The sequence below is a fragment of the Thiohalobacter thiocyanaticus genome (genome assembly GCF_003932505.1).
Taxonomy (GTDB): Bacteria; Pseudomonadota; Gammaproteobacteria; order Thiohalobacterales; family Thiohalobacteraceae; genus Thiohalobacter; species Thiohalobacter thiocyanaticus.
In genome coordinates, this window is the sequence record NZ_QZMU01000001.1 from 498,211 (window position 1) to 520,449 (window position 22,239).

Here is a 22,239-nt window from a genome sequence, read left to right on the forward strand (position 1 = left end):
TGACTAGTTGTTTTTATTCAGTAAGTTAGAAAGGCTGAAAAAGAAGGGCGTCAAAACAGCGGCGGTAAAACCATTGAAAAGAGCGCCACGGAATACACGGAAAGCACGGAAAATTTGTATGTCATCGCCGTGGCGCTCCGCGCCTGGCATTGATCTGGGCAGGCCCTGGTTACCTCTTTCGTCATCCCGGCGAAGGCCGGGATCCAGAGGTATTCGGATACATGGGTGCCGGCCTTCGCCGGCATGACGGATTAATCCGAGCTGCCAAGGATTATTTCAATGAATAACTTCCGTGCTTTCCGTGTATTCCGTAGCGCTCCTGATCTTGATCTTTATAAATTCAGGACGCCACCTCGCCGCGCTGCAGGCCGTACTTGCGCAGCTTCTCGACCAGGGTGGTGCGGCGCATGCCCAGGCGCTTGGCGGCGTGGGCGACCACGCCGCCGGCATCGTCCAGGGCCTGCTTGATGAAGGACTGCTCCAGGTTGCTCAGGTGTTCCTTCAGATCGATGCCGCTGCGCGGCAGGCGCGGTTCCTGGTACTCGATCGGCGGCGGGGTCAGCACCAGTTCGTCGCTGAAGGCCGGCTGCTGGCCGGATTCCTGCTGTTCGCGCACGCTGCTCAACGCGGCCTCGGTCTGGAACTTCTCGGGCAGATCGCCCACGTCCACCACGCCGAAGGGGTGCAGGATGGCCATGCGTTCGATCAGGTTGGCCAGCTCGCGCACATTGCCCAGCCAGTTGTACTGGCACAGGGCCATGACGGCGCCGGAGGTCAGGCGCACCGAGCCGCGCTTTTCGTGCTCGATGCGGCGGATCAGCTCGTTGACCAGCAGCGGGATGTCCTCCACCCGCTCGCGCAGGGGCGGCATCTCGATGGGGAAGACGTTGAGACGGTAGAACAGATCCTCGCGGAAGCTGCCGTCCTTGATGTTCTCTTCCAGGTTGCGGTGAGTGGCGGCGATCACCCGCACGTTCGCATCGATCGGCTTGTTGCTGCCGACCCGCTCGAAGGTGCGCTCCTGCAGCACCCGCAGCAGCTTGACCTGCATCGGCAGGCTCATGTCGCCGATCTCGTCCAGGAACAGGGTCCCGCCCTCGGCCATTTCGAAGCGGCCCTGGCGGGCGCTGATGGCACCGGTGAAGGTGCCCTTCTCATGGCCGAACAGCTCGGATTCCAGCAGGTCGGGCGGGATGGCGCCGCAGTTAATGGGCACGAAGGCCTCGTCGCGGCGGCCGGAATAGTAATGGATGTTGCGGGCCACGACCTCCTTGCCGGTGCCGGACTCGCCCAGGATCAGAACATTGGCATCGGAGTCGGCCACCTGCTGGATGTGCTTGCGTACCTGCTGAATGGCACGGCTACTGCCGACCAGGCTGCGGAACAGGTCCACCGGCCGCTGGCGCCCGGCCTCGGTGCGCGACTCGCGGTAGATCTCGGCCTGGTGCATGGCGTTGGTGAGTTGGGTGTAGCGGGCGGGCAGCTCGATCCGGCCCAGGATGCAGGAGCCGGCGTCGATGGCCACGGTCGGCTCCCTGCCCTTCTCTGCCAGCAGGAAGATCGGCAGGTGCTCGTCGAAGTCATGTATGCTCTTAAGGAGTTTCTCCAAGACATTGTCCGACTTGCATTTACCTACCAGTACCGCCAGCAGATCGCTGGCATCGTCCACGGCCTCCGTCCAGTGGTCGCAATCCTCGACCATGACGGGTTCGTGTTCAATGAACTTGAGCACCGCCTTGAGATCCTGGCGACGCTCGGCATCGGCTTCTATAACGAGGACCTTGCCATCAGCAGACATGAGATGATTCCTCCCGAACCGCTTATTGCGCCTGGTTGCGTGGTTTCACGGCGTAGCGACGCACCAGGCTTTGTCAGTCTTTACCGGACCCCTTTCCGGCAATTCCGGGCTAGTAAAACACCCTTTGGGAGAAATGTCAAAATTCCGACGGGAGAAGAAAGATCAAGAGCGCCACGGAATACACGGAAAACACGGAAAATATTAATACAAAGTCTTTTGCATCGCCCGGCGCTGGAGGGTAAAGACAAAGTACGCTTGATGTGCAGCGCCACGGCGATGACATACAAACATTCCGTGTTTTCCGTGTATTCCGTGGCGCTCTTTAAGAATTGGCGGCGTAGGCAGCCGCACCGCTGCGGCCGCGCCTGAGGTCGTGCAGGTCGGCGCCGAGGCGGTCCCGGTTGCGCTGCGCCAGTTCCCCCACCCGGCGATTCAAATCGAGGATCTGTTCCAGCAGTTGCCGCTGCGGCTGCGTCAGCCCGGTGGCGGCATGGGCCGCGAACCAGCCCTCCAGCCGCCGCCGCTGCCGGGTACCATTCTGCTCGACCGCCTCCCAGTCCCCGGCCTCGGCCCGGGCATGAAGCGTTTCCGTCAGCGTCAGCAGTTGTTCCAGTTCGTGTTCCATTGCTTAAACCTCTTTAAGAGCGCCACGGAATACACGGAAAACACAGAATTAAGTCAGGTGAAACTCATGGTCATATCGACCAGCGTCAGGATGCCCTGATGTAGATTCATTGCCGGGCGCATTGCGCCACGGCAATGCCAATATCATGTCCGTGTTTTCCGTGTAGTCCGTGGCGCTCTTGCTCTTCTCAGCCGCCCACTGCCTGCGGCGGCTGGTCGCCGACGGCGTCCCAGGCGGATTTGATCTCCCGGATCAGCCCGCTGACCTCGTCGAGCAGGGCCACTTCGTTGCGGATATTGGCCTGCAGCAGCTGGCGCTCCATGTAGTCGTAGAGATCATGCAGATTGCCGGCCAGCTCGCCGCCGGCTTCCAGATCGAGGCTGCTGCGCAGGCCGCCGACGATGGAGATGGCCCAGCTGATCTGCTCGCCCTTGGCGGCGATCTCGCCGCGCTCCATCGCGCCGCGGGCGGTAGCGATCCGGTCCAGGGCACCCTGCATCAGCATCTGGATCAGCCGATGAGGGCTGGCCGACTCGATCCGGGCCTGGGTGTTGACCTGGCGATACTGCTGAAGTCCTGCATGGGTGCCGGTGTAGCTCATGGATGTCACTCCGTTTTTACCAGTTTTGCCTGCCGGTTTGTCTCTCCGGCGAGGCGTGGTCACAAGGGACGGGCCGCTGTCCGTCCCGGGGGTTCATGCACTATCTGTTGCGGTTGTTCTGTCCGATCACCGGGATGGTTTCCAGCTGTCGGGTGAGAAAATCACTGGTGCCCTGCAGCTGCCCCAGAATGCGGTCCATGGCATTGAATTCGGCCCGGTACCGTTCCTCGAGGTTTTCCAGCCGGCGAGTCAGGTCCTGACGCTCATCCTCGATGCGGGAAAGCCGCTCCCGCAGGCTTTCGGTCAGAGGGTCGAACATCCCGTTGTCGTCATCCAGCAGCCCGGTCACCAGGGTATTCAGTTGATCGGCAAAACCGCGGGTGAAGTTGACCGTGCCGCGATCCCCGGTGCTCCCGCCGGTGATCTCCAGCTTCAGCCCGGCGGCATCCCCGCTGCCGGTCAGGGTGCGGCCGGAACCGGTGGCCGCCACACCGCCGATGGTGCCTGCTACATCCAGGCCATCTGTACTTGCGGGCGTGGCACCGAACAGGCCGGTGGCGGCGTTGCCGCCCGTCACTTCCACCCTCGAGGCCGAGCCGTAGCGTTCGGACGTCAGGCTCAACACCCCGCCGCTCTCGCTGACCTGCACGGCCACATCATTGTCCTGGAAGTCCTGGCTGCCGTTGAGCCGGGACTGGATCTGGGCGGCCAGTTCCGCCGCTGTATAGGTACCGGCGGCAAGCGTGATGCTGGCACTGATGCCGTCGACCTTCATGTTGAGGGTATCGTTGCTGCCGGCGGTAATGGTCAGATTGGCGGCCTGGGCGCCGCTCAGCTGGCCCCGGGTGGCCAGCTGGGTGATGTCCACGGCATAGTCGCCCGGCCGGGTGTCCTCGCTGGCGCCCAAGTAGCCGACCTGGGCATCGGCGGCCTGCCCGAAGGCGGCGAACAGGCCGGTCACGGCCTCGGGGTTGTCCTGGATCGCGGCCTCGAGTTCGCCTTTATCCAGCTCCAGGCTCCCGTCCCGTGCGTTACGGGTGATCCCGATCTGCGCCAATATCTGGTAGTTGCTGTCGGCGCCTTCCAGCGGCGTGCCCAGAACGCGATTGAGCCGGGATTCCAGCCCGCGCAGGGAGGCATCACCATTGAGGATGCCGGCCCGGCCGGTTTCGGGATCGTAGGCGCTCAACTGTTTCATCGTCGATGAAAGCTGGTTATAGCCCTTGACGAAGGCCTCGACATTCTTGGTGATGGCGCCGGGGTCGCTCTCGACCGTCACGCTGGTCGTGCCCGCGGCCAGGAGGTTGAAACTCAGGCCCTCGACCGCCTCGTCCAGAGTATTGCTCGCGCTGCTGATGGCAACGCCATTGAGCGTGGCACTGGCATCCTGGGCGGCCTGGTTCTGGACCATGAAATTCGTCGTTTCATTGAAGTTCAGCCGCGACAGACCGGCGGCATCGGTAGCGTTGCCGTCGTCATCGCTGACGCTGATCTGCATGGCATTAGCCGCACCGGTATCCTCGGCGGCAAAGCCCAGGCGATAATTCGTCCCGTCGAAGACGATCGAGGCCTTGACTCCGATATCGGCGGCATTGACCGCATCACGGATGCCGGTCAGGCTGCCGTCGGTGATGTCCACCGTGCGCACGGCCTTGTCGGGGTCCTGGGTGAAGCCGGTCACGCTGTCGGTATTGTCGTCATAACCGACCGTGCCGAAGGAAAAGGACAGGCTGCCGGTACCCACCACCTCGTCCAGGGCGGTGAAGTCGGCGCCGGCGGCGGGATCGCTCACCAGGCGCTGGGCCTTCGCCAGCTCGAACACCTCCAGGTCATAACTGCCGGCGGCTGCGGCATTGCTGCTGGTGACAGTCGCCACCTCCTTGTCACTGGAGCTTGCGGACTTGCTCTGGAAGCCGGACACGCTGGTCAGCGAGTTCAGGCTGGTCTGGAAGGAACTGAAGGCGCCCTTGAGCGCACCGTAGGCACTGATGCGGGCCTGAAGCTCGGCCTCGTTGCGGTCCAGCCGCTGGCGGGTGGGCCGCCCCTCGGCGGTAACCAGCTGGCTGACCAGGTTTTCGATATCCAGGCCGGAGCCCAGTCCGGTTGATGTGATGCTGCCTGCCATCTGCCGTCTCGTTAGTTGCCTAGATCATGGCCACGGAAAACACGGACATTTGAAGTAGGTCGGGTTAGCCCGGCAGGGCGTAACCCGACGCCAGCCTGACTCTATGTCGGGTTACGCTGCGCTAACCCGACCTACGATATACGCCACATTATTTCTTTCCGTGCTTTCCGTGTTTTCCGTGGCTATATCCATTTAGCAATAAACAGGCCAGCTTCAGGCCTGTTCCCGGAACAACAGACCCTCGGCGGCGTCCTCCTGCGCCTGCAGGCGCCGGGCGCGCTCGATCACGGTCTCCGGTGGGATCTGGCGAATCACTTCCTTTGTTTCTGAATCCACGACGGAAATCACTGTCCGTCCCAGTTCGTCATCAACCTCGAAGCGCAGATCGCGCTGCAGGTTCTGGACAAAATCATTCATGCGGGTCACGGCCTGTTGCAGATCGCCGGTATCCTTCATGGCGCGTTCGGGCTCGTTCCCCTGCTCCGCGACGGCGGCCCCTTGCCTCATGCTGTCTGCCGGCGGCAAGGCCTGGCCGGAGGCCACGCCCGGTTCCTGGGCGACAGCGGGCTTGCGCACCGTGGCGATCTCTGGGCGCGCGGTGTTCAGGGACGTCACCATGCTCAATTCGGTATTCATATCAGCATGCCTCTGAAGCCGGGTTGAAAACTCCGCCCGGGGGTTCCCGGCCCCCGGGCGGGTTCATTGCCCTTACTGCAGCAGCGACAGGGCCAGCTGCGGCAGGCTGTTGGCCTGGGCCAGAGCCGAGACACCGGCCTGCTGCAGGATCTGGCTGCGGGTCAGCTCGGCGGTTTCGGCGGCGAAGTCCGCATCCAGGATGCGCGAGCGGGATGCCGTCAGGTTCTCGTTGGTCACCGAGATGTTGCTGACCACTGCCTCGAAGCGGTTCTGCACGGCACCCAGTTCGGCGCGGGCACTGTTGATCTCGTCCAGTGCCGTATCGGCGATCTGGATGGCGGTCTGGGCCCCGTCGGCGGTGGAGATATCCATCTGCGACACCACGTAGGTGTTGGTGGTGGCGGCACCGGCGCCGGTAGCGGCGAAATCAGCCTGGACATCCGAGGCGGCCTGGCCGGTGAACTGGATACCCTCGGAACTGGTGCTGGCGATTTCGACACCGCCGTACTGGGTGCCGGTCGAGGCGAAACCCGTACCCGTCTGGGCGGTAGTGTTGTCAGCGTCGGTAATGGTCTGGGTGATATCGAAGTTGCTGCCATCGGCCTTGGCGATGGTGAGGGTGCCGGCATTGTTCGTGGCGGTATACCCCTCCAGGGCATCGATGGCATCGGCGACGTTCTGCGCGGTCACAGCACCCTGCTCATCGGTGTACAGGTCATTGCCGTCGATCGAAAGCGAATAACCGTCGCCGGCATCGCCGTCAGCAATGAGATCGTCGAACGCGATATCCTGGCTGTTGGTCGCGGTTGCCGTTACTCCGTCGATACTGGCCGCGTTGATGGAATCCGCAACAGCGGCAGCATCGCGGCTGGTATCGGCCACGGCCACGCCGTTGATGCTCATCCCGGACAGGCCGGCGAGGACAGGACCGGTGGAGCTGCCGGTGGTCACCTCGGCGTAGCTGCTGATGTCGGTCTCGCCCAGGACCGAAGTGCTGGCATTGGCGATGGAGTCGATCGACACGGTCTGGTTGGCGTTGGCGCCGACCTGGAACACCTGGGAGGAGAAGCTGCCGTCGAGCAGGTTCACGCCGTTGAAGGTGGTGGTCTGGGCCACGCGGTTGATTTCCTCCACCAGTTCGGCGACCTCGCCCTGCAGGGCGGCACGGTCGGAGTCACTGTTGGTGGCGTTGGCGGACTGAATGGCCAGCTCGCGGATACGCTGCAGGCTCTCGGTGAGGCCGCCCAGGGCACCCTCGGCGGTCTGGGCCAGGGAGATGCCGTCATTGGCGTTGCGCGCCGCCTGGGTCAGGCCGCGGATCTGGGTGGAAAAGCGCTCGGAGATGGCGAGCCCTGCCGCGTCGTCCTTGGCACTGTTGATGCGCAGGCCGGAGGACAGGCGCTCCAGGGCGCTGGCCTGCGAGCTCTGGGAATTGGTCAGATTACGCTGGGCGTTCAGCGAGGCGATGTTGGTATTGACGATAAGTGCCATGATTCGATCTCCTTGTCCCGGGTGGCATCAATGTGGCCACGGGGATTCGGTTGTTGACTAGCGGATATACTTCGAGCCTCGAAATATTCACCGCTCCCAACAGGCATAGCGGGCGGGGAAGACGAATCTTTAGGGTTTTTTGACGCTGCGGGGGGATGGCCGGGAAATCCACGAAACCTACTGTTTTTCTTATAAAAGCGCCACAGAATACACGGAAAGCACGGAAAGGAATAATGTGGTCAAAGACCGTAGGTCGGGTTAGCGCAGCGTAACCCGACATCGCCCCCGGTTGTCGTCGGGTTACGCCCTGCCGGGCTAACCCGACCTACGCATTGAAGTATTGGTATCGGGAATTTCCGTGCTTTCCGTGTATTCCGTGGCGCTCCTGATCCTTACTCATCCCCCACCGCCGCCGGGTCCTCGAGCGGGCGGGCGATGTAGTGGCCCTGGGCGTGGTCGACGCCGCAGGCGATGAGCAGCTGCAGGATCTCGCGGGTGTTGACGTACTCGGCCACGGTCTCCCGACCCAGGCAGTGGGCGATGTCGTTCATGGAGGTGACCATGGCCTGGTCGATGGGGTCCGTGGCCATGGCCTGGACGAACATGCCGTCGATCTTGATGTAGTCCACCGGCAGCTGCTTCATCTGGGAGAAGGAGCTGAAGCCGGTGCCGAAATCATCCAGCGAGAAGCGACAGCCCAGGTCACGGATACGGTCGATGGCACGCCGGGCCGCGCCCATGTCGCAGATGGCGGCGGTCTCGGTGACCTCGAAGGTGACACAGCCGGGCTCCACGCCGTGCTCGCCGATCAGCCGCTGGACCCGGGTCGGCCAGTCGCGGTTGCACAGGGTATGGCCGGAGACATTGATGGAGAAACAGGCCTTGCGGAACACCCGGTTGAGCTCGGCCAGCTTGAGCAGGGCGTGGCGCAGCACCCATTCGTCGATCTCGGGCATCAGGTAGAAGCGTTCCGCCGTGGGGATGAAGTTGTCCGGCGCGATGGCCTCGCCGTGCGGCCCGCGCAGCCGCAGCAGTACCTCGAAACAGACACTGCAGGCGGCCGGCTGGCCGACGAACCAGTTCCACAGATTGCCGTCCGGGAGTTCGTCGAACCGTGCCGCACTGAACCCGCCCAGCGGCAGGATGGGCTGGTAGTGGAGCAGGAAATCGTCGCCGCGCAGGGCCTCGCGCAGCCGGTTGGACCAGCCCAGCTCGCGGTCCATCAGATCCTTGTGCCGGTCATGCGGGTCATAGACATGACTGCGGTTGCCGCCCTGCTGCTTGGCCACATGGCAGGCGATATCGGCCTCGGCCAGGGCCTCGCCCGGCGAGGGGGTGGCGGCATCGATGACGGCGGCACCGATGCTGGCGCGCACCTTGAACGACTTGCCGTGGTAACTGAAATCCTGCTCCGAGACCGCGCCGCGGAAGGCCTCGCTGGCCGCATGCAGCTCCGCCGGTTCGATGTTGCGCAGGAGGATGGCGAACTCGTCCCCACCCAGCCGGGCCAGGGTGTCGGTGCGGCGCAGGCGCTCGAGCAGACGCTGTCCCACCTGGATGAGCAGTGCGTCCCCGGCCGCATGCCCCTCGGTGTCGTTGATGTACTTGAAGTGGTCCAGATCCAGGTACAGCAGGGCGCTGGTGGTCTTCTGGCGTTGCTGCCACTGGCATTCCGCCTCCAGTTGCTCCTCGAAATAGCGCCGGTTGAACAGTTCGGTTAGCGCGTCGTGGGTGGCCTGCCACAGCAGTCGTTCCTCCAGGCTCTTGCGCTCGGAGATGTCGCGGAAGGCGACCACCGAGCCCTGCTGCTCGCGGCCCATATACAGGGGATAAACGGTGCATTCGATCGGCACCGAGCTGCCCTCGCGGGTCCAGAAGCAGGTCTCCCAGCTGCGCAGGATCTGGCGGCCACCGTAGCTCGACTGCAGCAGGCCGCTCAGCGGCGCGATGGGTTTGCCGTCCTGATCGGCGTAGTGAAACAGTTCATGGGCGGACTGGCCGAGCAGCTCGCGGTTCTCGTCATAACCCAGGATCAGGCGCGCGGCCGGATTGACGAAGGTGATGCGGCCCTCGGCGTCGACCCCGTAGACGCCCTCGCCCACCGAGTTGAGGATACTCTGCAATCGCTGGCGCTCGGCGTCGATGGACTTGCGCCCGGCCACGCTGCGGCTCATCGCCGCCACCCGGGCCAGGAACAGGGCATCGTGCTCGTCCTTGAACATGCATTCGGCCGCACCGGCGTTGAGTGAGTCCTGGATCACCTGGTCCAGGTAGGTGCTGGTGAAAATGGCCGTGGTGACATGGCGGGTGGCCGGGTCGTCACGCAGCCAGCGGCACAGCACGTCGCCGTTCTCCCCCGGCATGAAGTAGTCGATGATGGCGATGTCGAAAGGCTGACTGCGGGCCTTGTCGAAGCCCTCGTCGACATTGGCGGCCATCTCCAGGCGATACCTCTGTCCGCTCAGCAGCCGCCGGTAATAGGCGCGCACGCTGGGTGAGTCGTCCACGAACAGGACCCGCGTCCCGCCCTGGTCGGCCAGCGGCGGTTCCAGGTCGCCCTCGCCCGCCTCGCGCGCGGACCTGAGTGTGTTGATGGTCGCCACCGCCTCGGTGTGCAGGCGCCAGTCGAGCATGGCGGTGTGGGAGCGGCGCACCACCCAGGCCCGGGTGGCGGGTTCGGGGTCATTGACCATGATCAGGACCGGCAGGGCCGCCAGCCCCGGTTCTTCCAGCAGCGTGAAGAGTTCGTCGGCCTCCGGCCGGGTATGCACCGGCCAGCCGATCACCGCTACCGCAATGCCAGCACCGCCCGGCGCGGTTGCCAATCGCTCCAGCCCGGCGGTGAAGGACTCCACGGCGCTGACGGCGAAGCCACTACCACGCAGCAGCCGCTCCAGCGCATAACGCAGGGTGGGCGACTCCTCGATCAGCAGGACTGTGTTGTTGGGTTCCGGGGCCATGAGGGACCTTTTACGGGCCTGCATGGCTATCGGTCGGCGGCTGGGCGGGCTTTAACAGATCAAGAGCGCCACGGAATACACGGAAAACACGGAAAGATGATTTATGAAGCGATTCAGCCTGTAGTTCGGATTACCCGCATCGCGTAACCCGACGCCACGCCGGCTGTCATTGCGAGTACCCAGAGGGCATAAACGAAGCGTGGCAATCTCGTACAGTAGTATCAATCGGTTGGAGATTGCCACGTCGCTACGCTCCTCGCAATGACGAATCAATCGGAGGTTTCTTTATTTTCGTCCGTGTTTTCCGTGTTTTCCGTGGCGCTCTTCAATTACCGCAGGAAGTTGAACAGCGACAGGTTCTGGATGCGGGAGAAGCTCAGCTGTGCGGCCTCAAGTGCCGCGGTGTGGCGGTTTAGATTGGTGGCGGCCTCGGCATAGTCCAGGTCCTGCAGCCCGGAACGGGTCTGTTCCATGCGCAGGATGGCGTCGGCATTCTGATTGCGTTGCAGGTCCAGCGCCCGCTGGCGGGCACCGATGGAGCTGCGGGCCGCGCTCATATTGTCAATGACCGCATCGATGTCGTCCAGGATATGCGCCGTCCTGGGGGGCGAGTCGAGATCCTGCGGCTGGTTGTTTTCCATGGCGGTGATGAAATCGGACATCACCGTGAAGACACTCTCATTGCTGTCAGCCGGTGCGGCCATGAAGATATCGGAACCGGAGTCGGTCACCGCGATCTGGCGGTTCTCGCTCACGGCGATGAAACGCTGGCCCTGGTCACCGCTGTAGCTGACCACGCCGGCGGTCTGACTGAAGGGCTCGGACTGGCTCTGGAAACCGCCGAAGATGTACTCGCCGTTGGCGTCCCGGGTATTGGCCAGTGCCAGCATCTGGTCCAGCAGCTGACGGCCCTCGGCGGCGATGTCGGCCCGGCTCTGGGCACTCTGGCTGCCGTTGAGACCGGTAATGGTCAGTTCGCGCAGCCGCTGCAGGGCGCTGATGCCGGAATCGAGCGTGGTCTCGGTCAGCCCGAGACGCGATTCGGCCCGATCGGCATTGGTCTGGAAGCGCTCCAGGCGCTGCAGATCCTCGTTGAGCCCGACGATGGCCGCACTGGCCGCCGGGTCGTCGGCCGGCGAGACGATGCGCCGGCCGGTGCCCAGCTGGTTGCTGACCCGGGCCAGCTGGGTCTGCTGGTCCTGAATGGCATTGAGCCCCTGCTGATAAAGCTGTGAAGTCGAGATGCGCATGTGTTTACCTGCCTGTCGCCTGCAACAGCGTCTGGAAGATGGTATCGGAGATGGTGACCACCTGGGCCGCGGCCTGATAGGCCTGCTGCCAGCGCATCATTTCAGCGGCCTCTTCGTCCAGGTTGACGGCGGAGACGGCATCATGCCGGGCCTGGGCCTGGTCGGCCAGATTACCCTGGGTGGTGGCCAGGGTCTGGGCCCGGCGGGTCTTGACCCCGACGTCGGCGATCATCTGGCCGTAGCTGTCCTGGAAGCTGGCCGTGGCGTTGTTCATGGTCTTGTCTGTCTGCAGACCGGCCAGGGCCAGGGCGTTGCGGTTGTCACCCCCACCTCCGCCGTTGGCACTGATCACGAACTGGTCGTTGTTGTCCGGTGAGCCCGAGATGGTGAATTCCAGTCCGCTGATACCGGTGTCGGCGCTGGTGAAGGTCGCCCCGGACTGGGTGGTCGGATCATAACCGAAGGAAATGGCACCGCCGTCGCTGAAGGTGTTGGTCGTGTCGTCATAGGTCAGCGTTATTGGCAGTGACGGCAGTGACCCCGTCACGGTACCGGAGGAGAATTTCCCGCTACCCGTGTTGGTCGGGATACCGGTACCGCTGGTCTGGCCGTCGATGCGCACAGGCGCGGCCGCGGCGATTTCGCGCGGATTGGTGATATTCGCGGCGATATCGTCGCCGCCCTGGCGGGTCGGACGCAGCAGGAATTTGTCACCGGCCACTGCGGTGCCGCTGACCGTGAGATCGATATCCAGGCCATATTTGGAAAAGGTCGTGCCCGGCGTGACCGTGTCCGTCGCCCCACTGGTCAGGTTGCGCAGGGTCCAGTTCGCGCCGTCGTAGCTCAGGCTGAATTCATCGGCGGTGAGCTGGTCGATATTGGCGCTGTCGAAGGCAACATTCAGGCTGGACGAGCCGGCATTGCTCAGGCTGGAGAACACCTGGTCGTTCGGATCGGTCACGCCGAAGAAGTCGGGCAGGCTGGTGCCGGGCGTCCCGTCCAGATCCTGACCGCTGCGATGCTGGGCATTGAAGGTCTCGGCCAGGGACACGGCGACCTGACCCAGACGGTTCTGGGCCGGATCCAGCACCTCGTTGCGAAACCCGATGATCCCGCCCCGCTGCCGCCGCTGATCTTGTCCGTGATCAGACTGGAGCCGGAACCGGAACCGCCAAAGGAAAAGCCGATGTCCAGCTGCTGGCTGTCCAGGCTGTTGCGTTCCACACTCAGGCTGCCGGCCTTCTGCCCCACCACCAGCGGCTGGCCGTTGCCGATATAGACATTGAGGGTGTGATCGGACTGCTCCAGGGTGGTCACGCCGACCTTCTCGGAAAGCGTGAGGACCAGCTGGTCGCGCTGGTCCAACAGATCGTTGGGAGGCTGTCCCGTACCGGACCCGAAGGCCAGTGCAATGTCCTCGTTCAGACTGGCGATGGAACCGGCCAGGTCGTTGATCTCGTCCACCTGGTTGCGGAATTCGATGCCGATGCGATCGCGCAGGCCGTCCAGCTCGCCGTCGATGTGATGGAAGCTGGACGCCAGCGACTGGGCCTCGCTCAACATCAGCTCACGGGCCGGGACGGCGGTGGGGTCGTCGGCCACCTGCTGGATGGAATCGAAGAAGTTCTGCAGCGCGGGCGACAGCCCGGAGTTCGGATCCGCCAGCAGGTTGTCCACCACCGAGGCGAACTCGGCGTAGGTTCTGGAACTGTCGCGCGCGCCGATACTGGAGCGCAGTTCGCGTTCCAGGAAATCGTCATAGCTGCGCTGCACACCGTCGACCTGCACCCCGTTACCGATGAATCCGGCACCTGAATTGTTCGGCGTCTGCGTACTGAGATCCACCCGCTGGCGGCTGAAGCCGTCGGTGTTGACGTTGGCGATGTTATGGCCGGTGGTGGCCAGCGCCCGCTGAAAGGAAAGCAGCGCCGACGAGGCCGTACCGAGAATCCCGCTGGCCATGGATTAACCCTCCTGCGCGCGCGAGGGCGCGGATGTTGTGCCGGCCGGCTCCCCTGCAGAGACTAACGGCCCCGTATCGGTCTGCTTGAGCGCGGTCACCTGCTGGCGGAAATCGGAACGGTTCATGATTGCGCTGATCTTGCGGGCATAATCCGGATCGGTGGCGTAACCCGCCTGCTGCAGGGCGGCCGCGAAGCCCTCGGCCGAATCGGCCTGCAGGGCCTCGCGATAACGCGGCTGTTGCTGCAGGAAGCGGGCATAATCGTCAAAACCCTCTGCCAGCGAGCCGTAGGCCCGGAAGGCCGCCCGCTCCTGCTGCATGACCCCGTCGCGGAATTCCAGCGTCGGTCTGGTCACCTGCTCACCCGACCAACGGGCATCGGCCTTGATGCCGAACAGATTGTGGCTGCTGCGCCCGTCGGGCTGCTGCATGACGTGCCGGCCCCAGCCGGTTTCCAGCGCGGCCTGCGCCAGGATCCCCTCCGCCGGCACATCCAGGGCGGCAGCGGCGCGCTGGGCGTGCGGCCAGGCTGCCTGGATGAATTCGCGCGGGTTGCCGGGTTCACCCAGTTCCGTACCGCCAGCAACCGCCTCGGCCGATCCGACGGCCGGCGCAGCTTCCGGCCGCGTCTGTGCCGGGCGCGCCGCCTGCGGACCGAACAGGCTCTCGCGCGTCACCGGCGGCACCTGGGGGACAGCCTGTCCCGCCTCGCCGGCCGAGTCAGGCGCGCCGCCCAACTGGCGCACCAGCATGTCGGCGATGCCCAGTCCCCTGCCCTTCGTGGCTTCGACCGCGATCTGCTGATCGAACATCTGCTGATAGAACTTGATCTGGTCATTATTGAGCAGACCTTCCTCGTCGAAGCTGGTGGCGCGCATGTTCTTGAGCAGCATCTGCACGAACAGGGACTCGAACTGTCCCGCCACCTGGCGCAGGGTGTCGATGTCACGGCCACCGGACTGCGCGGCGCGGCTCTTCAGCGCAGCCAGGCCCTGCAGGTCCATGAAGGCATTGGCATCGGAGACCGTGTTCATCGCGTCACCCCGCAGGATGGGTGAAGGCGCATGGCGCCGTAACCCATCGGGTTGGAACGGCTTCGATGGTGTCGCTTCGCTTCACCCATCCTACGACGTGGTCATGATCACCCATGGTATTTCCTTTACAGCACCACCAGCTCGGCGCGCAGGGCACCGGCCTGTTTCAGGGCTTCCAGGATGGCGACCAGGTCGCTGGGCGCGGCGCCCACGCGGTTGACCGCCACCACGATGTCGTTCAGCGTCACGCCGGGCTCGAACAGGAACATGCGGTTGTCCTCCTCCTCCACGGCGACACTGGTGGATGGCGTGAGCACGGTCTCGCCCTGCGACAGCGGTGCGGGCTGGCTGACCTGCGGATCCTCGGTAATGGTCACGGTGAGATTGCCGTGGGCCACCGCCGCCGGCATCACCCGCACATGCTGACCGATGACCACAGTGCCGGTGCGCGAGTTGACGATCACCCGCGCCGGCGCCTCACCCGGCCTGACCTCCAGGTTCTCCAGCAGGGACACGAATGCCACCCGCTGGGAACGGTCGCGCGGTGCACTCACGCTGACTGCCCCGGCATCCACCGGCTGGGCCGAGCGTGGACCGATCAGGTCGTTGATGGATTTCGCCAAACGGTTGGCCGTGGTGAAATCGGGCGTGTGCAGATTGAGCGTGAGGCTGTCGCCTTCCATGAAGGGGCTGAGTACCTCGCGCTCCACCGTGGCTCCGTTGGGGATGCGGCCCACGCTGGGCACATTGACCGTGATGCGCGAGCCGTCGTCACCGCCGGCGCTGAGTCCGCCCACCACCAGGTTGCCCTGGGCAACGGCATAGACCTGGCCGTCGGCGCCGCGCATGGGCGACATCAGCAGGGTGCCGCCGCGCAGGCTGGTGGCATCGCCGATGGAGGAAACGGTGATGTCGATCTTCTGCCCCTTCTTGGAAAAGGGCGGCAGGTCCGCGCTCAGGGTCACGGCAGCGGCGTTCTTGAGCGTGATGCGTTGATCGTCCGGAACCTTGACCCCGAACTGCGCCAGCATGCTTTTCACACTCTGCACGGTGAAAGGGGTCTTGTCGCCGGTGCCGTCCAGCCCGACCACGATGCCATAGCCGACCAGCTGGTTGTCGCGTACACCGGCCACGGTGGCGATGTCCTTGACGCGCTCGGCGGCGGCGGGGACGGTAATGAGCAGGCTCATCAGCAGGGTAAAGACAAATCCCAGGCGATTGGCGTTGAACATGGCTTTTCCGAAGGATCGAATCATGAGCTTTATTCCCTCACCCCAACCCTCTCCCGCTCGCGGGAGAGGGGGCAAACGTGTCGCAAAGCGACTATTGGATTAGAACGGCCAGAAGACACTGTTGAAGAACTGGGCGAACCAGCCCATGGTGTTGGAATCCGCCACAAAGCCCTGACCGCTGTAGGCGATGCGCGCATCCGCCACCCGGGTCGAGGGCACCGTATTGTCCGGACGCACGTCGACTGGACGCACGATGCCGGAGATCTGGATATATTCATCACCCTGGTTCAGGGTCAGCCACTTCTCGCCGCGCACAACCAGATTGCCGTTGGGGTGCACGTCGATCACGGTGACGCTGATGTTGCCGGTCAGGCTGTTGCTCTGACTGCTCTTGCCCTCGCCGTCGAACTCGGTACTGTTGTCAACCGAGGCGCCGAGCCTGCCGAAGGTGTCCCCCAGCGCCGTGGGCGTCTGCGATTCCAGCGAGGTTTCCTTGTCGGTCTCGGTCTTGGCATTCTTGCTGGCCTGGGTGCGTTCCTCCAGCACGATGGTGATGATGTCACCGACACGCCGCGCCTTGATGTCCTCGAACAGGTACATGGCCGTGCCGGAATGGTAGATGGTACCCTGCGTCTGCGGCGGCGGTGTCTGCGGCTGCGGCACCACCGGCCGGTAGTCGCCGCGCGGTCCCGGGTGGGTAGCGCAGCCGCCGGCGAGCAGGCTCAGCAACAGGCCGCCCAGCACTGCGATTCTGTAGAAGGTTTTCATCACGCGGCTCCGTCTCCAGGCCTTACAGGTTCTGATTCACGTACTGCAGCATGCGGTCCACCGAGGAGATGGTCTTGGAGTTCATCTCGTAGGCACGCTGGGTCTCGATCATGTTCACCAGTTCCTCGACGATGTTGACGTTCGAGGTTTCGAGCGAGCCCTGGATCAGGGTGCCGGTGCCGTTGGTGCCGGGGTTGTTGATCGTGGGGGCACCGCTGGAGGCGGTCTCGATGAACAGGTTCTGGCCGATCGGCTGCAGGCCGGTGGCATTGACGAAGTCCGCCAGCTGGATGGTTCCGGCCTGGGTCGGCTGCGCCTGCCCCGCAAGCTGTACGCTGACCACGCCGTCGGAGCTGATGGTCACGCTCTGGGCGTCTTCATCGATGGTGATCGCCGGCTGGATCGGATAGCCGCTGGAGGTCACCAGCTGGCCGTCGCTGTTCTTCATCAGCGAGCCGTCACGCGTATAGGACAGACTGCCGTCGGGCATCAGCACCTGCAGATAGCCCCGGCCCTGAACGGCCACGTCGAAGGAGTTGTTGGTCTGCACCACATTGCCCTGGGTGTGCAGCTTCTGGGTGGCAACGGTGCGCACGCCGGTACCCAGCATCAGGCCCGAAGGCAGCTGGGTGTCCTGCGAGGACTGGGCGCCGGCCTGGCGGATGTTCTGGTACAGCAGGTCCTCGAACACCGCGCGGTCGCGCTTGAAACCGGTCGTGTTCACATTGGCCAGGTTGTTCGAGATATTGTTCATCCGGGTCTGCTGTGCCTCGAGCCCGGTCATCGCAACCCACATTGCCTTGTTCATAACTGAATCCTCTTTAACTGATCCGCATCAGCTGCGCGGAAGCCGAGTCGTTTTCCCGGGCGGTTTCCATCAGCTTGATGTTGGCCTCAAACTGCCGTGACAGACCGATCATGGTGGTCATGGCATCGACCATGTTCACGTTGCTGTTCTCCAGTGCACCGCTGACCAGCTTCACCTCGTTCGAGGCCGGGGCCTGGCCGCCGTCACGCATACGCAGCAGACCATTCTCGTCCTTCTGCAGCTGGGTGGGATCGGGGTTGACCACCTTGACGCGGCCGATCACCGCCAGCACTGTGGCATCCTGCCCCACCGGCAGCATGGACACGGTGCCGTCGGGGGCGATCTCCACCTTCTGTGCATCGGGCAGCAGCATCGGACCGCCCTCGCCCATTACCGGGTGACCGGCGCCGGTCTCCAGCATGCCGGTCGGGGAGATGCGCAGATTGCCGGCACGGGTGTAGGCCTCACCGCCATCCGGCGCCTGCACCGCGATCCAGCCCTGACCGTCGACCGCCACATCCAGGTCGCGTCCGGTCGGTTGGATCGCGCCCTTGGCGAAATCCGTTCCGCCCGGCTGGGATTCGGCATAGACCCGGCTGGGAAAGACCTGCCCCTCCAGCGCATGGGCGCGGGCCGCCGCCAGGTCGGCCTGAAAACCGGTGGTGGTGGCGTTGGCCAGATTGTTGGCGTTGACCGCCTGGGCATCCATGACCTGGCGGGCCCCGCTGGCGGCGACATAGAGCAGCTTATCCATCGTCGTTTACCTTTAACGGATATTGATGATGGTCTGGGTGATGGTGTCGGCGGTGCTGATCACCTGGGAGTTGGCCTGGAAGTTGCGCTGAGCGGTGATCAGCTTGATCAGCTCGGCGGCGATGTCGACGTTCGAGGACTCCAGCGCCCCGGACTGGATCGCGCCCAGACTGCCGCTGCCGGGCTCGCCGACCAGCGGCTGGCCGGAGGAGAAGGTCTCGGCCCAGTTGGTATCACCGACCTGACGCAATTCGGTCGGGTTGGGAAAGCTCGCCAGCGCCACCTTGCCCAGCGCGTTGGACTGGCCATTGGTGAAGCGGGCCGAAATGACGCCCTCGTCACTGATGCTCAAACCACTCAGCTTGCCCTTGGCGAAACCGTCCTGGCTGAGGGAGTTCACGGTGTAGTCGCCGCCGAACTGGACCAGATCGGCCAGGTCCATGGTCATATTCAGGTCTGCCGCACCGGTCCCGGGGTTCTTGGCATCGAAAATCACCTCGGTACCGTTCAGGGCAGGCGTGCCCGAATTGGAGATCAGCTGGCCGTTGTTATCGAACTCGAAGCTGAAGGTATCGCTACCGCCGACCTGAACCACATCTCCCGGGTCGGTGCCATTGAGGTAGAGTCTTGCATCCCACTGGTTGTTCGCCTGCTTCTGGAAATAGGTGGTGGCCGAATGCTCCACCCCCTGGGAGTCGAACACCGAGAAGGAGGTCGAGAAGTTGTAGGTGGTGGCATCCGTGGGATCCAGGGGTGTCACGCCGGACGGTATCGCCGGGTCGCTGGAGTCCAGGTTCATGTTCAGCCCGATGCTCGAGGTCGCCCGCGGAGCGCCCTCGGTCTGGGAAACCTGCAGATCGTTCAGCGAGCCCGTATTGAAGGTATCACTCGAGTTGCCGATGGGATCGAATACCTGCAACCGCTGACCGGTGGAATTCACCACATAGCCGTTGCGGTCGATGTTGTAGGCACCGGCACGCGAATAGACCTGGCTGCCGCCGTCGGAGAGCACGAAAAAGCCCTCGCCGTTGATGGCCAGATCCAGGTTGCTGCTGGTGAAATCGATGTTGCCCTGACCGAATTCCTGGGCCACGTTGGCCAGGCGCACGCCGCTGCCGATGGCGGTCGAGCTGACGCCGCCCGTACTGACCGCGAAGACATCCGCGAATTCGGTGCGGGAGGACTTGAAACCGTTGGTGCTGGAGTTGGCGATATTGTTGCCGGTGACCTCGAGGTCCTTGGACGCGGCATTCAACCCACTGAGCGCGATACTGAAAGGCATGACCGATTCTCCTTTACTGAATCTGGCGGACTTCGGATAACTCCAGGGTTCTGCCGCCGTTCAGGCCGAGCAGCAGACCGCCGGAGCGATTGAGCGTGACGTTTTCCACCTCGGTGGCGATCAGGGTCTCGACGGCCTCGGCGCCATTTCCGGTATTGGCCGAGGCCTCAACCAGGTAGTCTCCCGCAGGCAGGGGCTGGCCCTGGTCATCCATCCCCTCCCATTTGAAGGGCACCGTACCGGCGGCCTGCTGACCCAGCCCGATGCTGCGTACCAGTTCACCGGCCTGATTGAAGATGCGCACCTCCACATCGCTGCTGCTCTCGGGCAGATCGATACTGCCGCTGAGGCTGCCGCCCTCCTCCAGGCGGCCAACGCCGGTCGGGGCCAGCACCGAACGGCCGACCAGGCTGGCGGCCTGCAGCGTCTGGCCGGATTGCATGGATTCACTGAAACTCTTGAACGAATCCTTGAGTTCCTGGATGCCGGTGGAGGTGCTGAACTGGGCCATCTGGGTCAGGAACTCGCCGTCCTCCATCGGTTTCATTGGATCCTGGTTACGCAGCTGCGCGACCATCAGGTCCAGGAAGTCCTCCTGGCCGAGTTCGTTCTTCACCTTGGATTCGGCCCTGCTGGCCTCCTCGCTGGTACGCAGGCCGGCGCCGGCGTAGATGTCCTGCAGACTGGATATATCATTCATCGGTTGACTCCCTGGGTAGCAGTCTTACTCGCCCATTCTCAGGGTGGCGAGCAACAGCTGTTTCGAGGTATTGATCACTTCCACGTTGTTCTGGTAACTGCGCGAGGCGGAGATCATGTTCACCATCTCGTCGACCATGTTGACATTGGACTGGTAGACATAGCCGTCCTCGTTGGCCATGGGATTGTCGGGCGCGTAGCGCATCTGTACCGGCGCATCGCTTTCCACCACGCCGCGCACCTGTACGCCCACCGACTCGGGGCCGGCGTTGTAGAGGCTTTTCATCATGGCGGCGAAGACCGGCTGACGGGCACGGTAGGCACCCTCTTCCGTCGGGCTGACGGTTTCAGCATTGGCCAGATTGCTGGCGGTGGTGTTGAGCCGGGTGTTCTGGGCGCTCATCCCCGAACCGGCAATATCAAAGACCTTGAACAGGGACATGATCATTCACCTCTCAGCGTGGACTTGATGCCGCTGAACTTGCGGCCGAGGAATTCCAGCGTGGTCTGATACATGACGCTGTTCTTGGAGAATTCCGCCTGCTCCGCCTGCATGTCCACGGTATTGCCGTCCATGGACGGCTGGGCCGGCACCCGGTATTTCAGGGGTATGCCGCCGTAGTTGTCGGTTGTGGTGGCTATGTGACCGGGCCGGGTGGAAGCGAGCTTGAGCTGTTCATCGCCGGCATTGCGCATGACGGCACGGAAATCGATGTCGCGCGCCTTGTAATTGGGCGTGTCGGCGTTGGCAATGTTGGAGGCCAGCAGCTCGTTGCGCCGGGCGCGCAGATTGAGCGCTTCCGGCATTGGCCCCAGCAGGGAATCGAGCGATATCGGCATGGCAACCTCAAACTTTAGTTCGTTCGGGCCATGTCGTAGCAATGCCTGTGCCAGCATCGGCGGGAGGCTTGTTTTTACAGGGATTTCGTTTTCGGAAGGGCGGCCGCGGCAAGGCCGGGCGGCAAGATTCCGCCGCCGGGTGGCAAAGGGCGGTGCAATTCGGGGGCGTGAGTTTCAACGCAGAGGCGCGAAGGCGCAGAGGAGGCAGAGAAAAACATTAGCCGGATTTCAGTCAATCCGTCATTCCCGCGAAGGCGGGAAAAAAGCGCGAAGCGCGTTGAACGTCCGCAGGGCGGCCCGAAGGGCGAGCGTAGCGAGTAATCCAGTATCCGGCAGCGCGGTCAAGCCCTGGATCCCCGCCGACGCGGGGATGACGGTGTAGTAAGTACCATTAATTTCTGCGGCCTCTGCGCCTTCGCGCCTCTGCGTTAATCCGGTTTTCAGTCAAGGCAACGCGCCCACCGATCGTGAAAGGTTCAGCGCCCGGCCAGACGCCCCTGGTCCAGGCCTTCCTTGAGCCGGTAGACCGAGCCGCGCGGGGCGCGCACCAGCTCGAAGGCGTCCGAGTGCTGGGTAATGGACTCGGAGGAGCCGAGAAACAGATAGCCGCCGGGATTCAGGCTGCGCGCCATCCGGGCAATGATGTCGCGCTTGGACTCGGTGGAGAAATAGATCAGCACATTGCGGCAGAAAATGATGTCGAAGCGGCCCAGCGTGGTATAGCTCTGCAGCAGGTTGGCCAGGGTGAAGCGCACCCGGCGCTTGATCTCGTCCTTCACCACCCAGTGCAGACCCTGCTGGGCGAAGTACTTCTGCTTGCGTTCCTCGGACAGGCCGCGGACCACCGCCAGGCCGTCATACCGCCCGGCCTGCGCCTCCCGGATCACCGTGGGGGCGATATCGGTGCCCAGGATCTCGGCCTCGCCCAGCTTGCCGGGATTCTCGGCCATGAACTCCTGGACCGTCATGCTGATCGAGTAGGCCTCCTGCCCGCTGGAACAGGCCGCCGACCAGATCCGCGGCACCCGCACCCGACGCGCGGCCATATCCGGCAGGATGGTCTGTCTGAGGATGTCGAAGGGAAAGGTGTCGCGGAACCAGAAGGTCTCGTTGGTGGTCATCGCCTCGATGACCTGCTCCTTCAGCCCGCGGCTGAAGGGCTTGCGCATCTGTTCGACCAGCTCGCCGAGGCTGTCGATCCTGGCCTCGCGCATGAGCCGGCCCAGACGGCTCAGCACCAGGTAGTGCTTGTTCTCGCCGAGCACGATGCCCGAGCTCTCCTCCAGAAAGGCGCGGAAGGCATCGAAATCCTGGGAGGGGATTTTGACAGTGTTCAAGCGGATTTCCTTGTCAGGCGGCTGCCGCGTCCGGCTG

Annotated in this window: 20 protein-coding genes and 1 pseudogene; all 21 read right to left on the reverse strand. The window is 63.6% G+C overall.

The features are described 5' to 3' along the window. Positions 1–50: 50 nt before the first annotated feature. The 21 genes and pseudogenes from D6C00_RS02380 to D6C00_RS02480 all read right to left on the reverse strand — a co-directional run bounded on the left by D6C00_RS02380 (position 51) and on the right by D6C00_RS02480 (position 22,202). Positions 51–245 carry a hypothetical protein gene (locus D6C00_RS02380; RefSeq protein ID WP_125180139.1) on the reverse strand — a complete coding sequence of 65 codons (195 nt, stop codon included), beginning with the start codon at positions 243–245 and terminating at the stop codon, positions 51–53. 95 nt (positions 246–340) lie between these two features. Further along, a complete protein-coding gene (locus tag D6C00_RS02385) occupies positions 341–1,798 on the reverse strand; it encodes a sigma-54 dependent transcriptional regulator (protein WP_125180140.1) in 1,458 nt (485 codons plus the stop codon). 322 nt (positions 1,799–2,120) lie between these two features. After that, positions 2,121–2,423: a flagellar protein FliT gene (locus D6C00_RS02390; protein ID WP_125180141.1), complete on the reverse strand. Its 303-nt coding sequence runs from the start codon at positions 2,421–2,423 to the stop codon at positions 2,121–2,123. Positions 2,424–2,610: 187 nt separating this feature from the next. Next, the gene (gene fliS / locus D6C00_RS02395) at positions 2,611–3,024 is read right to left on the reverse strand and encodes a flagellar export chaperone FliS (RefSeq protein WP_125180142.1); all 414 of its coding nucleotides are present in this window, start codon (positions 3,022–3,024) and stop codon (positions 2,611–2,613) included. A gap of 100 nt (positions 3,025–3,124) precedes the next feature. Continuing rightward, positions 3,125–5,149 (reverse strand): flagellar filament capping protein FliD, encoded by a 2,025-nt coding sequence (gene fliD / locus D6C00_RS02400; RefSeq protein WP_125180143.1) that lies wholly within the window; start codon positions 5,147–5,149, stop codon positions 3,125–3,127. 213 nt (positions 5,150–5,362) lie between these two features. Beyond that, the gene (locus tag D6C00_RS02405; RefSeq protein ID WP_125180144.1) at positions 5,363–5,785 is read right to left on the reverse strand and encodes a flagellar protein FlaG; all 423 of its coding nucleotides are present in this window, start codon (positions 5,783–5,785) and stop codon (positions 5,363–5,365) included. 72 nt (positions 5,786–5,857) lie between these two features. Next, the gene (locus D6C00_RS16440; protein ID WP_125180145.1) at positions 5,858–7,276 is read right to left on the reverse strand and encodes a flagellin N-terminal helical domain-containing protein; all 1,419 of its coding nucleotides are present in this window, start codon (positions 7,274–7,276) and stop codon (positions 5,858–5,860) included. Between the two features lie 392 nt (positions 7,277–7,668). Further along, positions 7,669–10,236, reverse strand: a complete 2,568-nt coding sequence (locus D6C00_RS16445) for an EAL domain-containing protein (protein WP_158675257.1) — start codon at positions 10,234–10,236, stop codon at positions 7,669–7,671. Between the two features lie 329 nt (positions 10,237–10,565). Next, a complete protein-coding gene (gene flgL / locus D6C00_RS02420; RefSeq protein WP_125180147.1) occupies positions 10,566–11,486 on the reverse strand; it encodes a flagellar hook-associated protein FlgL in 921 nt (306 codons plus the stop codon). Between the two features lie 4 nt (positions 11,487–11,490). Beyond that, a complete protein-coding gene (locus D6C00_RS16285) occupies positions 11,491–11,760 on the reverse strand; it encodes a flagellar basal body rod C-terminal domain-containing protein (protein ID WP_317623018.1) in 270 nt (89 codons plus the stop codon). Positions 11,761–12,189: 429 nt separating this feature from the next. Further along, positions 12,190–13,448, reverse strand: a pseudogene (gene flgK / locus D6C00_RS15940) (flagellar hook-associated protein FlgK); the annotation flags it as partial. 3 nt (positions 13,449–13,451) lie between these two features. Further along, the gene (gene flgJ, locus D6C00_RS02435; RefSeq protein WP_125180150.1) at positions 13,452–14,483 is read right to left on the reverse strand and encodes a flagellar assembly peptidoglycan hydrolase FlgJ; all 1,032 of its coding nucleotides are present in this window, start codon (positions 14,481–14,483) and stop codon (positions 13,452–13,454) included. Positions 14,484–14,608: 125 nt separating this feature from the next. Then, entirely contained in the window at positions 14,609–15,715 is a 1,107-nt protein-coding gene (locus tag D6C00_RS02440; protein WP_305000410.1) for a flagellar basal body P-ring protein FlgI, read from the reverse strand. Positions 15,716–15,814: 99 nt separating this feature from the next. Further along, positions 15,815–16,483: a flagellar basal body L-ring protein FlgH gene (gene flgH, locus D6C00_RS02445; RefSeq protein ID WP_125180152.1), complete on the reverse strand. Its 669-nt coding sequence runs from the start codon at positions 16,481–16,483 to the stop codon at positions 15,815–15,817. A gap of 22 nt (positions 16,484–16,505) precedes the next feature. Next, complete coding sequence (flgG, locus tag D6C00_RS02450; RefSeq protein WP_125180153.1) at positions 16,506–17,291, reverse strand: flagellar basal-body rod protein FlgG; 786 nt, start codon at positions 17,289–17,291, stop codon at positions 16,506–16,508. A gap of 13 nt (positions 17,292–17,304) precedes the next feature. Next, the gene (flgF, locus tag D6C00_RS02455) at positions 17,305–18,045 is read right to left on the reverse strand and encodes a flagellar basal-body rod protein FlgF (protein ID WP_125180154.1); all 741 of its coding nucleotides are present in this window, start codon (positions 18,043–18,045) and stop codon (positions 17,305–17,307) included. 12 nt (positions 18,046–18,057) lie between these two features. Beyond that, positions 18,058–19,326, reverse strand: a complete 1,269-nt coding sequence (gene flgE, locus D6C00_RS02460) for a flagellar hook protein FlgE (protein WP_125180155.1) — start codon at positions 19,324–19,326, stop codon at positions 18,058–18,060. Positions 19,327–19,339: 13 nt separating this feature from the next. Further along, on the reverse strand, positions 19,340–20,026 hold the full coding sequence (locus tag D6C00_RS02465) for a flagellar hook assembly protein FlgD (RefSeq protein WP_125180156.1): 687 nt from the start codon (positions 20,024–20,026) through the stop codon (positions 19,340–19,342). 24 nt (positions 20,027–20,050) lie between these two features. After that, a complete protein-coding gene (flgC, locus tag D6C00_RS02470) occupies positions 20,051–20,467 on the reverse strand; it encodes a flagellar basal body rod protein FlgC (protein WP_125180157.1) in 417 nt (138 codons plus the stop codon). 2 nt (positions 20,468–20,469) lie between these two features. After that, the gene (flgB, locus tag D6C00_RS02475) at positions 20,470–20,865 is read right to left on the reverse strand and encodes a flagellar basal body rod protein FlgB (RefSeq protein ID WP_125180158.1); all 396 of its coding nucleotides are present in this window, start codon (positions 20,863–20,865) and stop codon (positions 20,470–20,472) included. A gap of 476 nt (positions 20,866–21,341) precedes the next feature. Continuing rightward, positions 21,342–22,202 (reverse strand): CheR family methyltransferase, encoded by an 861-nt coding sequence (locus tag D6C00_RS02480; RefSeq protein WP_125180159.1) that lies wholly within the window; start codon positions 22,200–22,202, stop codon positions 21,342–21,344. Positions 22,203–22,239: the final 37 nt, after the last annotated feature.

Coding starts and splice junctions, on each gene's coding strand:
- flgE (WP_125180155.1), bottom strand. CDS start 19,326: ATGCCTTTCAGTATCGCGCTCAGTGGGTTGAATGCCGCGTCCAAGGAC.
- D6C00_RS16440 (WP_125180145.1), bottom strand. CDS start 7,276: ATGGCACTTATCGTCAATACCAACATCGCCTCGCTGAACGCCCAGCGT.
- D6C00_RS02440 (WP_305000410.1), bottom strand. CDS start 15,715: ATGTTCAACGCCAATCGCCTGGGATTTGTCTTTACCCTGCTGATGAGC.
- flgB (WP_125180158.1), bottom strand. CDS start 20,865: ATGCCGATATCGCTCGATTCCCTGCTGGGGCCAATGCCGGAAGCGCTC.
- D6C00_RS02380 (WP_125180139.1), bottom strand. CDS start 245: ATGCCGGCGAAGGCCGGCACCCATGTATCCGAATACCTCTGGATCCCG.
- D6C00_RS02405 (WP_125180144.1), bottom strand. CDS start 5,785: ATGAATACCGAATTGAGCATGGTGACGTCCCTGAACACCGCGCGCCCA.
- D6C00_RS16285 (WP_317623018.1), bottom strand. CDS start 11,760: ATGAACAACGCCACGGCCAGCTTCCAGGACAGCTACGGCCAGATGATC.
- flgG (WP_125180153.1), bottom strand. CDS start 17,291: ATGAACAAGGCAATGTGGGTTGCGATGACCGGGCTCGAGGCACAGCAG.
- fliD (WP_125180143.1), bottom strand. CDS start 5,149: ATGGCAGGCAGCATCACATCAACCGGACTGGGCTCCGGCCTGGATATC.
- fliS (WP_125180142.1), bottom strand. CDS start 3,024: ATGAGCTACACCGGCACCCATGCAGGACTTCAGCAGTATCGCCAGGTC.
- flgH (WP_125180152.1), bottom strand. CDS start 16,483: ATGAAAACCTTCTACAGAATCGCAGTGCTGGGCGGCCTGTTGCTGAGC.
- flgF (WP_125180154.1), bottom strand. CDS start 18,045: ATGGATAAGCTGCTCTATGTCGCCGCCAGCGGGGCCCGCCAGGTCATG.
- flgC (WP_125180157.1), bottom strand. CDS start 20,467: ATGTCCCTGTTCAAGGTCTTTGATATTGCCGGTTCGGGGATGAGCGCC.
- flgJ (WP_125180150.1), bottom strand. CDS start 14,483: ATGAACACGGTCTCCGATGCCAATGCCTTCATGGACCTGCAGGGCCTG.
- flgL (WP_125180147.1), bottom strand. CDS start 11,486: ATGCGCATCTCGACTTCACAGCTTTATCAGCAGGGGCTCAATGCCATT.
- D6C00_RS02390 (WP_125180141.1), bottom strand. CDS start 2,423: ATGGAACACGAACTGGAACAACTGCTGACGCTGACGGAAACGCTTCAT.
- D6C00_RS16445 (WP_158675257.1), bottom strand. CDS start 10,236: ATGGCCCCGGAACCCAACAACACAGTCCTGCTGATCGAGGAGTCGCCC.
- D6C00_RS02385 (WP_125180140.1), bottom strand. CDS start 1,798: ATGTCTGCTGATGGCAAGGTCCTCGTTATAGAAGCCGATGCCGAGCGT.
- D6C00_RS02465 (WP_125180156.1), bottom strand. CDS start 20,026: ATGAATGATATATCCAGTCTGCAGGACATCTACGCCGGCGCCGGCCTG.